At 68.4% G+C, this 13,893-nt stretch carries 9 protein-coding genes; 6 read left to right on the forward strand and 3 right to left on the reverse strand.

Annotated features, from left to right (window positions below; genetic code table 11):
- Positions 1-200: 200 nt before the first annotated feature.
- Entirely contained in the window at positions 201-830 is a 630-nt protein-coding gene (locus MF607_RS19255; protein ID WP_242121785.1) for a recombinase family protein, read from the reverse strand.
- 94 nt (positions 831-924) lie between these two features.
- Between MF607_RS19255 and MF607_RS19260 the strand changes: the two genes are divergently transcribed.
- Both MF607_RS19260 and MF607_RS22970 read left to right on the forward strand, forming a co-directional pair.
- Positions 925-3,822, forward strand: a complete 2,898-nt coding sequence (locus tag MF607_RS19260) for a Tn3 family transposase (protein ID WP_242121786.1) — start codon at positions 925-927, stop codon at positions 3,820-3,822.
- Between the two features lie 75 nt (positions 3,823-3,897).
- On the forward strand, positions 3,898-7,152 hold the full coding sequence (locus MF607_RS22970; protein ID WP_242121787.1) for an autotransporter outer membrane beta-barrel domain-containing protein: 3,255 nt from the start codon (positions 3,898-3,900) through the stop codon (positions 7,150-7,152).
- Positions 7,153-7,600: 448 nt separating this feature from the next.
- Here the strand turns inward: MF607_RS22970 and MF607_RS19270 are convergent, their stop codons facing one another.
- Together MF607_RS19270 and MF607_RS19275 are read right to left on the reverse strand one after the other, a co-directional pair.
- Positions 7,601-8,497, reverse strand: coding sequence for a hypothetical protein (locus MF607_RS19270; protein ID WP_242121788.1), 897 nt, complete (start codon positions 8,495-8,497; stop codon positions 7,601-7,603).
- Positions 8,498-8,932: 435 nt separating this feature from the next.
- On the reverse strand, positions 8,933-10,399 hold the full coding sequence (locus tag MF607_RS19275) for a S8 family serine peptidase (RefSeq protein WP_242121789.1): 1,467 nt from the start codon (positions 10,397-10,399) through the stop codon (positions 8,933-8,935).
- 94 nt (positions 10,400-10,493) lie between these two features.
- On the opposite strand from MF607_RS19275, the gene MF607_RS19280 reads away from it, so the two are divergent.
- From MF607_RS19280 to MF607_RS19295, 4 genes are all read left to right on the forward strand, one after another.
- Positions 10,494-10,976 carry an RNA polymerase sigma factor gene (locus tag MF607_RS19280; protein ID WP_242121790.1) on the forward strand — a complete coding sequence of 161 codons (483 nt, stop codon included), beginning with the start codon at positions 10,494-10,496 and terminating at the stop codon, positions 10,974-10,976.
- A complete protein-coding gene (locus MF607_RS19285; protein WP_242121791.1) occupies positions 10,973-11,665 on the forward strand; it encodes an anti-sigma factor family protein in 693 nt (230 codons plus the stop codon). The genes MF607_RS19280 and MF607_RS19285 overlap by 4 nt, the downstream gene beginning before the upstream one ends.
- 233 nt (positions 11,666-11,898) lie before the next feature.
- Complete coding sequence (locus MF607_RS19290; protein ID WP_242121792.1) at positions 11,899-12,657, forward strand: SDR family oxidoreductase; 759 nt, start codon at positions 11,899-11,901, stop codon at positions 12,655-12,657.
- Positions 12,654-13,769 carry a glycoside hydrolase family 130 protein gene (locus MF607_RS19295; protein WP_242121793.1) on the forward strand — a complete coding sequence of 372 codons (1,116 nt, stop codon included), beginning with the start codon at positions 12,654-12,656 and terminating at the stop codon, positions 13,767-13,769. Before MF607_RS19290 ends, MF607_RS19295 begins: the two co-directional genes overlap by 4 nt.
- Positions 13,770-13,893: the final 124 nt, after the last annotated feature.

Genomic DNA, 13,893 nt, shown 5'->3' on the forward strand with positions numbered 1-13,893 from the left:
AAGATATCGTTTGAGATTGGCGAGTACCTGATGCGATCACGCTACGAGGGATGGCTGAAGCCGGGTAGTCCCGGTGCGTGGGCGAACGACTTCGCAGCGAGCCTGGAAACTTGCTGGAAACCTTCTACGGCGCTCATGCCTTGGCGGGTGGTCAAACGATAATTCAGCGTCTTTACGACAGGATCAGATGCCGAGAATTCTTATTCCGCAATTTTGATATCGGGAGCCGTCTCCACCCGCGCCCGTCCAACGATCGCGGCGACGGTGTTCTTGCTGAGGCCGAGGTCGCGCGCGATCCAGCGATAGCTGCGGCCCTCGGCGACGAGCGTTAACACCCTGGGGCCGAGCCGGTCGGATTTGGGGCGGTCGCCGGTCTGCCGCCCGAGTTTGCGACCCCGCGCCCGCGCCGCGGCAAGGCCGGAGCGAACCCGCTCGCTCAGCATGTCGCGCTCGAACTGCGCGATGCCAGCAAGCATCGTTGCCATCATCCGTCCGTGCGGCGTGTCGACCTCGAACGTCATGCCGCTCATCGCGACAACCGACACGCGCCAGCCCGACAGCCGGTTGAGTGTGTCGAGCAGGTCCTGCGTCGAGCGTCCCCAGCGACTGAGTTCGGTAACGAGGATCGCATCGATGTGGCGGGCTTGGGCCAGCTTCATCACTTCGCCGCGTGCCGAGCGGTTGGCCTTCATGCCCGAGGCGGTTTCGCGGAAGACCTCGATCACCTCATAGCCGCCACGTTCGGCGAAACCGGCAAGGTCACGCAGCTGCCGCTCACACGATTGGTCGACGGTCGAGACCCTGGCGTAGATGGCGGCGCGTTGTCCCAATTGAACCTTCCCGAAAACCGGCCCCGAAAAGCCTTGATCTGCGTAGGCTCAGTGTTGTCCAAAACAGACTTCTGTTCAACAGGGACACTGGGCCATGCCGCGCCGCCATATCCTGAGCGCCCGGCAGCGGTCGGCGCTGCTCGACCTGCCGAGCGACGAGGCGTCGCTGCTGCGGCACTACATTCTGGCCGATGACGACCTGATCCATATCGACCGGCGACGCCGCCCGGAGAACCGGATCGGCTTCGCACTGCAACTGTGCGCGCTGCGATATCCCGGCCGGATGCTGACACCGGGCGAGGTGATCCCGCTGCCGGTGTCCGCCTTCCTCGGCGCCCAGCTCGGCATCGCCGGCGACACGCTCGTCCGCTATGCCGTCCGGCGTCAGACCCGCCAGCAGCACATGGAGGTGCTGCGCCGGACCTACGGCTACAGGACGTTCCCCGGTCAGGGCGCACCAGCACGCGCGTTTCGCGACTGGCTGCTGACCGAAGCCGAACAGGCGCGCTCGAATGACGATCTCGCCCGGCGCTTCATCGCCCGCTGCCGCGACACCATGACCATCCTGCCGGCGATCACCACCATCGAGCGATTGTGCGCCGACGCGCTGGTCGCGGCCGAGCGCAATATCGAGAAGCGGATCGCCACACGTCTCGATCGCGTCGCCTGCGCCCGGCTCGACCGGCTGACGACCGAGATGCTGCCGGGTGCGATCAGCCGCTTCATCTGGCTGCGCCGGATCGAGCCGGGCAACAATTCCGCCGCGGCGAACCGGCTGCTCGACCGGTTGGAGTTCCTGCGCGCGATGAACCTCGGCGCTGACCTGCTCGCCGGCGTCCCGCCGCACCGCGTCGCCCGCCTGCGCCGGCAGGGCGAACGCTATTTCGCCGATGGCCTGCGCGATCTCAGTGCCGACCGGCGTCGCGCCATCCTCGCGGTCTGCATCATCGAGTGGGCGACCGCGACCGCCGATGCGGTGATCGAAACGCATGACCGTATCGTCGGCCGGACCTGGCGCGAGGCGAAGCAGGTCCACGATGCGCGCGCCGCGGAAACCAGAGGCGCGGTCACCGCGACGCTGGACCGGTTCGCCATGCTCGGCCGATCGCTGCTCGATGCGCATGGCGACGGCGCGTCGCTGGACGATGCAGTCGTCCGCGCGGCGGGCTGGGACCGGCTCGACCGCCTCGTCGCGACGGCCAGAACGCTGACCGACACGCTGGGTGACGATCCGCTGGCCCATGTCGATCAGGGCTATCACCGCTTTCGTCGCTATGCGCTGCGTATGTTCCGCTGCCTCGACTTGGCAGCCGCGCCGGTTGCCCGGCCCCTGCTCGATGCGGTGAACGCTATCGCCGCCAGGGGCCAACTGCCGGCGACCGACGACTTCCTGCGCCCGCATTCCAAATGGCGGCGTCAGTTGCGGGTAAAGGGCGACGACGATGCGCGTCTCCGCGAGGTCGCGGTGATGTTCCACCTGCGCGACGCCCTGCGCTCGGGCGATATCTGGCTCGACCGCTCGCACCGCTATGGTGACCTGCGGCATGTCCTCGTGCCGATGACGGTTGCGCGTGCCATGAAACTGGCGGTCCCGCCCGACCCGCATGTCTGGCTCGCCGAGCGCAAGGCGCGGCTTGCCGATGCCCTCACCCGGCTCGGTCGCGCCGCACGCAACGGCACGATCCCGCATAGCAGCATCGAGGACGGGACGCTGCGCATCGACCGCCTAACCGCCGATGCGCCAGACGGGATCGAGGAGTTGCTGCTCGACCTGTACCGTCGCCTGCCGCCCGTTCGCATCACCGACCTGCTGCTCGAAGTCGATGCGGCGCTCGGCTTCACCGATGCCTTTACCCATCTACGCACCGGTATACCGTGCGGCGACCGGATCGGCCTGCTCAACGTCCTGCTCGCCGAGGGGCTGAACCTCGGCCTGCGCAAGATGGCCGATGCGTGCAACACGCACGATTACTGGCAGCTCTCCCGCCTCGCGCGCTGGCATGTCGAGAGCGAGGCGATCGACCAGGCGCTGGCCGTCGTGGTCGCGGCGCAGGGCGACCTGCCGATGGCGCGGGTCTGGGGCATGGGCACCACTGCCTCGGCCGATGGCCAGTTCTACCCCGCCGCGCGACAGGGCGAGGCGATGAACACGGTCAACGCCCGCTACGGCAACGATCCCGGCATCAAGGCCTATACCCACGTCAACGACCGCTTCGCGCCATTCGCGTCGCAGGCCATCCCTGCGACCGTCAGCGAGGCACCCTATCTGCTCGACGGGCTGACGATGAACGAGGCCGGGCGGCGTATCGAGGAGCAGTACGCCGACACCGGCGGATTTACCGACCATCTGTTCGGGATCAGCGCCATGCTCGGTTACCGCCTCGTGCTGCGCATCCGCGATCTGCCGTCCAAGCGACTGTACGTGTTCAATCCCGCCGCCACGCCCGCCGAACTGCGTCCCCTGGTGGGCGGCAAGGCGCGCGAGGCGCTCATCGTATCCAACTGGCCCGACCTGTTCCGCTGCGCCGCCACCATGAGCACAGGGCAGGTCGCCCCAAGCCGCATCCTGCGCAAGTTCGCCGCCTATCCGCGCCAGAACGATCTGGCGGCCGCGCTGCGCGAGGTCGGCCGGATCGAGCGCACGCTGTTCATCATCGAATGGATTCTCGATACCGGCATGCAGCGCCGCGCGCAGGTCGGCCTCAACAAGGGCGAGGCGCACCACGCGCTGAAGAACGCTCTGCGCATCGGCCGACAGGGCGAGATCCGCGACCGCACCACCGAGGGCCAGCACTACCGGATCGCGGGCCTAAACCTGCTCACCGCCATCATCGTCTATTGGAACACCCTGCACCTTGGCCATGCCGTCGACGCGCGGCGACGCGAAGGGCTGGACACCCCCGACCATCTTCTCGCCCACGTCTCTCCCCTGGGGTGGGCGCACATCCTGCTCACCGGCGAATACCTCTGGCCAAAAGACGCCGACGTTTAGGGTGTCATTTCGCCCTCAGCCGGAACCGACCCCTATAGTGGCGGCACGACGCAGCTGACCAACACCGCATCGGGTGTGATCGAGGCGACCGGCACGCAATCGGTCGCGGTCGCGGCCGCCGAAAGCGCGCTCGACCTCGTCAACGCCGGAACGATCCGCGGCGGGGCCGGCACGCGGCTGACCGATGTCGAAAACTCGAGCTTCGCTTATTTCGCCGCATCCGATTACCTCGCCGGCGCGATTCAGACGTCGGACGAAGATACCGGTTTTTTGACGATCGCCGACCGCATCATCAACACCGGCACGATCGTCGGCTCGATCAACGTTGCCGTCGGCGACGACCGGATCGAGAATTACGGCCGGATCGAAGGCGATGTCTTCCTCGGCGCCGGCAACGACACCTTCCTGCATCGTCTGTCGGCGACGCTGATCGGTGCCGTCGATGCCGGCGAAGGCGATGACAGCTTCATCGTCGATGCGACCGGCGGTGGCACGCTGAACGGCGATCAGTTCATCAATTTCGAACGCTTCAGCCAGACCGGATCGGGCGACGTCCGCTACACCGGTAATTTCCGCCTGAACACGATCGATCTGTCGGGCGGCACGATCAGCGTCGCTGCCGGACAGACGCTGACCAGCGACGGCGCGTTCACCATCACCGGATCGGACGCGGTCGAAACGGTCGTCAATGACGGCACCATCACTGGCGGCGTCACGCTGGGCGGCGGCAACGACCAGGTCGTCAATCGCGGCACGATCGGCGGGGCGGTGCTGCTGGGTGCCGGCGACGACAGCTTCGTCGACGGTCCGAACGGCAGCGTCGCGGGTGGCATCGATGGCGGCACCGGCACCGACAGCTACAATGTCGTGCTGGCCGGCAATCGCACCGGCGTGAATGCGCACAGCAATTTCGAACGGCTGTCGCTCGAGGGCACCGGTACGCTGACCCTCGGCCTGACCCAGAGCTTCCAGACGACGACGCTGGCCGGCACCGGCCTCAACGCGACGCTGGGCGGCTTCTCGCTCGGCACCGTTACGGGGTCGGACGCCGCCGAGCAGTTGATGGTCGATGGCGATGTCGCCTCGGTCGCACTGGGGGCGGGCAACGACATGCTGGCGATCGGCGCGCAGACCGCCGCCGGCAGCTATGACGGTGGCACGGGCAGCGATACGCTCGCCTTCGCCAATGCCGGGGCGGTGATACTGACCGGAACCGCGACCGGGTTCGAACAGGTCGCGCTGACCAATGGATCGCTGACGGTTGCCGGTACACTCGGCGCCGCCAATGCGCCGCTGTCGTTCGGCGACGGGGCGCAGGTGGTAACGGTCGCCTCGGGCGGCACGCTGGCCGGGGTGATCGATCTGGGCGCGGGCAACGATGCGCTGCGGCTCACGACGGGCAGCACGCTGAACGGCACCGTCGCGGGTGGTGCGGGCAGCGACAGCGTTATCCTGACCCTCGCCGGCGATCGTACGCTGGGCGGCGTCCTCACCGGCTTCGAAACCTTCACCAGCGAAGGCACTGGCACGCTGACCCTGACCGGCACCCACGCCTATGACGTGGTCAATGCCGGGACCAGCCTGACCGTGGCCAGCGGATCGACGCTCACCGCGCCGCAGGTCCGCTTCGGGAGCGGCGATCAGCGCTTCACCATCGCCGGCGGCTTTACCGGCGCGGTCGATGGCGGCGCGGGCAGCGATACGGTGGCGATCACCGGCGGCAACACGGCGTTCAGCACCGTTACAAATGTCGAGACGCTGGCAATGTCGGGCGGGTTCGCCACCGTCTCGGGCAATGCGACGCTCGGCAGCGTCGACATGACCGGCGGGCGTCTGGTCGGTCTGGCCGGATCGGTGCTGAACGGGACGTTCGCGGTGCGCAGCGGGGCGACCTTCGGCTCGGCGGGGACCGTCAACGGCAACGTCACCGTCGCGGGCATCCTCAGCCCCGGCGCGTCGCCGGGCACGATGACGGTCAACGGCAATGTCTCGTTCGCCGCGGGTTCGCTGTCGCTGTTCGAATTCACCCCGACCGTGCAGGACAAGCTGGTCATCAACGGCACGCTTGCGATCGCATCGGGTTCGACGCTGCAACTGACGCAGAGCGGCGGCACGCTGCGCCCGGGCACCAGCTACGACCTGATCACCGCCAGCGGCGGCATCACCGGCAGCTTCACCACGATCCAGAAGCCCGACAGCCTGTTCGGCTTCGTCGTCCAGCGCAACGACCGCATCCAGCTGCTCGGTCAGTTCGTGAACGAAACCGGCTTCGCGCCGCAGGTTAGCCGATCGGTCACCTATGCCAACACCGTGCTGCAGACGCAGCCCGCGACCAGCGCGCTGTTCGCGGTGCTGCCGGCGCTGACGACGTCGGGTGGCGGTTCGAATGCGCAGGCGTTCGCGCGTCTGACCCCCGAAGCCTATGCCAGCGCGACGCAGGTCGGCGTCGAGAACGCGCTCGCCCTGACCGACATCGCGCGTGGTCCGGGTTTCGCCACCAACCGTGGCGAGGCCGGCGGCTTCACCTTCGGGCAAGCGATGGGCAGCTGGTACCGTCTGGCCGCCGATCGGTCGGAGGGCGTGTCGCGCGCCGCCACCAACAGCTACGGCTTTGTCGGCGGCATCGGCTATGGCGACAGCGCATGGTCGGTCGGGGCCTTTACCGGCTTCGTCAACAGCCGTCAGCGCATCGACGCACTCGCCGCGCGCACCGGCGTCGATGGCTGGGTCGCGGGCGTCCATGGCCGCTATGCAACCGGCAAGCTCGGCTTCGGTGCATCGATCGCCTATTATGGCGGCAAGGCCGATACCGACCGCGCACTGCCGGCCAGCGTCGCCTCGCGCGCCAGCTATGACCTGACCAGCGTCGTCGGCGACCTGTCGGCGCACTACACGATCGACATGGGCGAATGGGCGCTGCGGCCGCGCGCCGGCGTGACCTATATCCGCACCTCGCGCGATCAGTTGGTCGAGGCCGGCGGTCCGTTCGTGCTGACCGTCGCCGCCGACAAGCATGTCGCGAGCTTCGCCGATGCGGGCGTGGGCTTCGCACGGGCGGAAACGTCGGACGCCGCGTTCCGCCCGTTCGTGTCGCTCGGCCTGCGCTATCAGATCGAGGGGCAGCGTGCCGATGCGGTGGCGGGCTATGCCGGCGGGCCGCTCGGCCTGGTAGCGCTCGGCGCGAGCCGGGCACAGACGGTCGGCACGATCACGGCGGGCCTGACCCAGCGCGTGACCGACGGCCTCGACCTGTTCTCGACCGCGTCGGCCCAGACCGGACCGAGCGACAACCGCGCCGCGATCAGCACCGGCGCCCGGTTGCGCTTCTGATCGGAGAGCCCGCGTTCCGCTTGGGGCGCGGGCTGTTCGGTTCACGCGAAGGCGCGAAGGCACGAAGAAGATTGGTTCGCGCGGAGGCGCGGAGAAGGAGTAGAACGGAATTTCGCGCAAAGGCGCAAAGGACGCAAAGGGTTACACGCAAACGACCGGATCACGATCGGTAGACCGCTGCGCCTGCTGCAATATGCGATAAAAGCCGCTGGCGCGGGAGGCAGCGCCCCAAACGTACTCTGCGTCCTTTGCGCCTTTGCGCGAACCAAAAGCTTCTTCTCTCCGCGCCTCTACGCCTCTGAGCGAAATCTATATTCTTCGTGCCTTCGCGCCTTCGCGTGAACCAATGCCTCCCCTTCGCACGAACCAAAAAAACCCGCCCCCTCCCGACACGGGAAGGGGCGAGCCGGGACGGCTTCGGTGGGGAGTGATGCCGCCCCGAACCGGCTTATTCCGCCTGATCCTTCGCGGCGCGCTGCACCTGTCCCTCGCCCATTGCCGAGACCAGCACGCCGCCCTGCACGTTGAAACTATCGGCGGGCAGCGTCGCGGTGCGGCGGCCGACCGCCATCGTCACCGCCTCGACCCGGCCGGCGGCGTTGCGGCGGACCGACCGGACGCGGCCGATCGCCTCACCCTTGGCATCGCGCACCGTGCTGCCGGGGTTCAGCGCCGGGATTGCCCCGCCGCCCATCAACGACAGCGCCCCTTCGCCCGAACCGGACGCCGATCCGTTGCCGACCGAACCCGTGCCCGACCCGCTACCCGACGCCGCACTGCTCACGCTGCCCGCACCGCCCTGCACCGTGCCGACCGCGCCCTGCGCCCGGTCGCGCACCGATCCGGCGGCACCCTGTACCCGGTCGCGGGTGGTGGCGACGCCACTGCGCACCCGGTCACGTGCCGACCCGACGGTCGAGCGCACCGCATCGGTGCCGATCAGCTGTGCATCGGCGCTGCCCGAGACACTTCCCGAACCGCTGCCCGACCCGCCGAGCGTCCCGCCCAGCGCCTGTGCGGTGCCATCGATCGCACCATCGCCGCGCGCCGATCCGCCGCCGCGCACCCGGCCACTGCGCCGGTCGACGCTGCGTTCGGTGGTCACCTCGCCGCTGCCGCGACGGGCGCTGCGGACGCCGGTGTCGGCACGGTCGCGGACACGGTCGATGGTCGGGGTGACGGTCCGGTCGAACGTGCCACCGACATTGCCGCCAAGGCCACCGCTCAGGCTGCCGCCCAGACCGCCGGTCAGCCCACCGCCGCCACCGCCGCCCAGCAGCTGCGCCGAAGCCGGGGTAATCGTCACTGCGGCCAGCGCCGCGCCCATTAGGAACAGGGTCTTCATCGCAATGTCTCCTTTGTTGGTGCGCCACAGGGGCGCTTCGAAAAGGAGAACGGATGCCGTTTTCGGTTTAATCCCGGAGCGTGCGATTTTTTGTGAGGGAGCACATTTCCGCACCTCAACCATAGCCCTGCGCAGGCGAGACCTCTGCGATAGTCCGCCTCACCGTATCCCCGCGAAGGCGGGGATCCAGGGCCGCGCCCGCAACCCTTTGTTTTGTTTGGCTCTGAACCCCTGCCTGCGCGGGGGTACAAACTTAGGGCCAATCGACATTCAGCCTTTCCCCTCCCTGGAAGGGAGGGGTCAGGGGTGGGTTGGCCCGTTGGCGGGCGTGACCTTCCCTCGCAGGCCGACCCACCCCCAGCCCCTCCCTTCCAGGGAGGGGAGCAATTTCGTCGCGTTCCGTGTGAATGTCGATCCGGCCTTAGGTCGAGCCCCCTACCGCACCGGCGTCCGGCATTCCCCGCACACGACGCCCCGCCCGGTCCGCGCACCCTTGCCCTTCGCCTCGCGGTCGAGCCGCGCCAGCGCCGCCGCCGCGTCACCGTCCCACAGCGTCGACAACCGTGCCGCGACCAGCGGCGCGGCGAACGACGTGCCGCGCACCGGCCGCGCCTGTCCGGCAGTGTTCAGCGCCAGCATGTCCGCCCCCGGTGCTGCATAGTCGAGGTGGCGTGCCCGCCCCGCCTCAATGAGAGGCCGTCCGCGCGCATCGACGCCGGTGACCGCGATCGCCTGTGGGTAGCTGGCCGGATAGGCGGGCGGTGCCGCCGGCCCGGCATTACCGACCGCCGCGACCACCACCGTCCCCCGCGCCCGCGCCGCCGCGACGAAGCGCGCCAGCAACGGATCGGCAGGCCCGGCGAGGCTGACGACCACCACCGGCACCTGGGCGCGCACCATCCACGCCAGCGCACGCGCGATGCCGCTGGCGCTGCCGCCCGCCGGATCGCTGCCATAGACATCGGCCACTACTAGCGCCGCGCCCGGCGCCGCCGCGCGGATTCCGCCGCCCCCGGTCAACAGCGAAGCGATGGCGACCGCATGGTCGTTGGCGCGCGGCGCACCCTCGGCAAAGCCTTGTTGCGCCGCGAGGCCGGGGGTGCCGGGGCCAACGCCGCCATCGATGATGCCGATGCGACGGCCCGCACCGGGGGCAAGCACTCGCCCCCCGCCCACACCCCATATCCCGGCGAAGGCCGGGGCCCAGTTGGGGGACGATGGCGATTGATCGAGAGCATTTCCCAACTGGACCCCGGCCTTCGCCGGGGTACGGGGACGGGACGAAGGGGAAGCCATAGCCGCCCCTGCAAAGGCGCCGTACCCCCGCGCAGGCGGGGGTCCAGAGCCAAGCAGCGCCATCGCCTGCCGCCCCTGGACCCTCGCCTGCGCGGGGGTACGCTTTGAAGAAGGCACCACCCTACTCGCACTATACAAGGGATCGGTCGCCACCCGCTCCGCCCCTAATATCCGCCCGAGCCGTCGCACCGCCTCGACCGCCGACAGCCCGGCGGGCGCGCGCAGCCGGGCGAAGCCGATGCCCAATTCCTCGAACCGCTCGCTCGCGATCACCCGGAACCCCGCCGCCTCCGCCAGCTTCAGCAGCGCCGGATCGGGATCGGTGAGCGTCACCTCGCCCGCGCGCACCGGATTGCCGTCGCGGTCCAGCTCGATCCGGTCGGGATAGCGCCGCGCGAGGTCACGCGCCCGCTCGACCGACTGCCGCACCAGTTGCCGCGCGTTCGACAGCGTCTCCTCGACCGGCAGCGCCCGGCGCACATCACCGACCGCCCCGCCCACCGCCCCGGGCAGCGACGGCAATTGCGGTACGGACGGCAGCAACTGCGCCGACGCCGGCACCGGCAGCAACAGCGCCAGCATGCCCCAGATTTTCGTCCGACCCATTGCGCCCCGCCTGATATACGATCTTTCGATCTTCATGCCGGATTAAACGGGCGGCGCCATCCGTTTCATCCCCGGGCGCGACGAAAGGACGAAGGTGCGCTTCGAAGACGAATTGCTCCCGCATCTGCCGCGGCTGCGCCGGGTGGCCTATGCCCTCGCCCGCAACCCCGCCGATGCCGACGATCTGTTGCAGGCGGGCGTCGAGCGCGCGCTGGTGCGCCGCGACCAGTGGCAGCCGGGCACCCGGATCGACGCCTGGGCGATCCGCATCCTGCGCAACCTGTGGATCGACACGGTGCGCAGCCGAAGCCGGGCCGGCGAAACCTTCGTCCCCGCCGAACAGGGCGATGCGATCGGGCAGCATGGGGAACAGGAAATGGCGGTGGAAATGCACAATATCGGCCGGGCGATGGGCAAGCTGCCCCCCGAACAGCGCGAGGTCATCGCGCTGGTGATGGTGGAGGGCTTTGCGTACAAGGAAGCCGCCGAGATCCTCGATATCCCCATCGGCACGCTGACCTCGCGCTTGGTGCGCGGGCGCGACGCGTTGCTCGGTGCCTTGGGAGAAGCGGCATGACGATCGACCCCGAAACGCTCGCCGCCTATGCCGATGGCGAGCTGGACCCGCTGACCGCGAAACGCGTCGAACGCGCCATCGCCGCCGACCCGGCACTGGCGGCGGAGGTCGACCGCCACCGCGCGCTGACCGCAAAGCTGCGCGGCGCGTTCGCCGGATTGGACGCGCAACCGATGCCGGCGGGGGTCGAGGCGCTGCTGAAGCGCGACGCCAATGTCGTCCCTTTCCCGACCCGCGCCGCAAAACCGAAACCGCAACGCTGGTACGGCGCGCTTGCTGCCAGCCTCGTCGCCGGGCTGCTGCTCGGGCAGTTGGTGCCGCGTTCGGGTGGCGATCTCGGCTTCGACGGCGGCATGCCGGTCGCACAGGGGCAGCTCGCCCACGCGCTCGACACGCAACTCGCCTCCACCACGGACGGCGGCCTGGTCCGCATCGGCATCACCTTCCGCGACCGCGCCGGCGACCTGTGCCGCACCTTCGAACAGGGCACGACCGGCGGCATCGCCTGTGCGCAGGGCCGGCAACCCTGGCGGATCGAGCAGTTGCGCAGCGGCATGGGTGGCAATGGCGGGACCGCCTATGCCCAGGCCGGTTCGCCAATGGCGACGCTGATGGCCGACGCACAGGCGATGGCGGCGGGCGAGCCGCTGGATGCGGCGGCGGAGCAGGCGGCGCTCAAGGGGCGGTAGGCGGCCCGCTCCACTACCCCTCCTCCCACTCTTTCGTTCAGTTCGAGCAGCTTCGAGCCTGTCGAGAAGCGTCTGTAGAGAACCGGCCTGCCCCGAACGCAACCCGTTCTCGACAGGCTCGAACTGAACGGAGTTGGTTCGGGTTACCTCAACCCCCAAACCAAGTTACTGCTTTTCGCAGGAACATCCCTCGCCCTGCCACGCTTTCGAACCGACAAGCGACAGGAGCGCCCATGACCCCATCCACCGACGCGCACACGCAACAACCCACGCTCGCCGGCCGTCGCGCGGCGATTACCGGCGGGACTACCGGCATCGGTCGCGCCATCGCCGTGCTGCTCGCCAGCGAAGGGGCCGAAGTGTTCCTGTGCGGCCGTGACGAAGGCCATCTGAACGACGCGCTCGCCCGGATCGGGGAGGTCGGCAAAGGCCACGGCATCGCCATCGATCTGGCCGACACCGACAATGTCGGGCGCTTCTTCGCCGCGGCCGAGGAAAAGATGGGCGGCGTCGACATCGCCATCATCAACGCCGCCGTCGCTGCCGAGGGGATCACCGACACCGACGAGGCGACGCTGCGCGAGGTCATCGCGATCAACTTCACCGGCTATCTCCTGAGCGCCCATCACGCCGCAAAGCGTGTCGGCGACGTGGGCGATATCGTGTTCATCGGATCGACCAGCGCCTATGCGCTGGGGCCGGGATCGACCATCTATGCCGGGATAAAGTACGGGATTCAGGGCTTTACCCAGGCGCTACGCCGCGAACTGGGGCCAAAGGGCATTCGCGTCAGCAATGTCGAACCGGGCCTGACCGGCTCCGACATGCAACTGCCCGATATCCAGCCCGACGAGCAGCGCGAGCGCATCGCCGACGAAACCATGCTGCGCGCCGAAGATATCGCGGTCGGCGTCCATTACCTGCTGACCCAGCCCCGCCGCGCGATCGTTCAGCAACTGACCATCGTGCCGCGCGATCAGGCGGAGGAATGAGTTTCGCCGTCGACAAACTGGTCTTGACCCCCGACGATATCGACCTGTCGCGCTCGCCGCTCGCCGGGCAATTGGGGGTCGAGACCTATGTGCTCGGTGCGTTCAACCCGGCGCTGACGCGGCTCGCCAACGGCAATCTGCTGATGATGGTCCGCATTGCCGAGGCGCTGAGGAAGCCCAAATTCGACGGCCATATCCACAATATCCGCTGGTGTGACGGGCGCTATGTGCTCGACGCATGGCCGCTGGACGCCGTCGACACCGCCGATCCGCGCAAGTTTCTGCTGAACGGTGGGCGCTGGCGGGTGATGGCGCTGACCTCGCTGTCGTGGCTGTTGCCGGTCGAACTGACCCCCGACGGGCTGGAGGTCGTCGCGCTCCATTACGACCGCGCCATCGCGCCACAGGGCGATTTCCAGATGTACGGCGTCGAGGATGCGCGGATCAGCAAGGTCGGCGATCAATGGCTGATGACGACCTGTTCGATCAGTCCGGAGCGCCATTCGACCACGCTCTATACCTCCGACAACGGCCTCGACTGGACCTTTGCCGACATCGTGCTCGATCATCAGAACAAGGACATGCTGATCTTCGAGGGCACGATCGACGGGCAATATTGGGCGCAGACCCGGCCTTTGGGCGACCTCTATTTCGCCTATCCGCCGGGCAGCGAGTGGCGTGCCGGCCCGTCGATCAACCTCGCCACCTCGCCCGATGCGCGCCACTGGAAGCCGTGCCTGCGCCCCGGCATCCGCCCCCACGCCGCGACGGTCGCGACGGCACGCATGGGCGGGGGCACGCCGCCGATCCTGACCGATCGGGGCTGGCTGACGCTGTGGCACGGCGTCGAGCCCAAGGAGATCGTCGGCGTCTATCGCACCTATTGGTCGATCCTCGACGCGAACGACCCGAGCCGGACGGTGGCGACCGACCACGCGCCGCTGCTGGAGGCGAACGCCGACCTGACCCGCGATCTGGAAGAACAGATGTACGTCCGCGACGTGGTGTTCACGACCGGCATCGCCGACGGCGGCGACCATTATGTCGTGGCGTCGGGGGAGGCGGACCTTGCGTGCCGGATCACGCATATTCCGAAGGCGCGGTTCGCATAGATTTTTGGTTCACGCGAAGAAGTGAGTGATTTCGCGCAAAGGCGCAAAGGACGCAAAGGGGTCGTGCGCGGGGCGACCGGCTCGCGATCGGTAGACCTTTGTGCCCGCTGGATCACTTGATGAG

The sequence above is a fragment of the Sphingomonas lacusdianchii genome, assembly GCF_022664395.1.
In the GTDB taxonomy this organism is placed as follows: domain Bacteria; phylum Pseudomonadota; class Alphaproteobacteria; order Sphingomonadales; family Sphingomonadaceae; genus Sphingomonas; species Sphingomonas lacusdianchii.

Bases quoted from the DNA above. Each gene is read 5' to 3' on its own strand.
- MF607_RS19260 (WP_242121786.1), top strand. From the start codon at position 925: ATGCCGCGCCGCCATATCCTGAGCGCCCGGCAGCGGTCGGCGCTGCTC.
- MF607_RS19270 (WP_242121788.1), bottom strand. From the start codon at position 8,497: ATGAAGACCCTGTTCCTAATGGGCGCGGCGCTGGCCGCAGTGACGATT.
- MF607_RS19275 (WP_242121789.1), bottom strand. From the start codon at position 10,399: ATGGGTCGGACGAAAATCTGGGGCATGCTGGCGCTGTTGCTGCCGGTG.
- MF607_RS19285 (WP_242121791.1), top strand. From the start codon at position 10,973: ATGACGATCGACCCCGAAACGCTCGCCGCCTATGCCGATGGCGAGCTG.
- MF607_RS19290 (WP_242121792.1), top strand. From the start codon at position 11,899: ATGACCCCATCCACCGACGCGCACACGCAACAACCCACGCTCGCCGGC.
- MF607_RS19295 (WP_242121793.1), top strand. From the start codon at position 12,654: ATGAGTTTCGCCGTCGACAAACTGGTCTTGACCCCCGACGATATCGAC.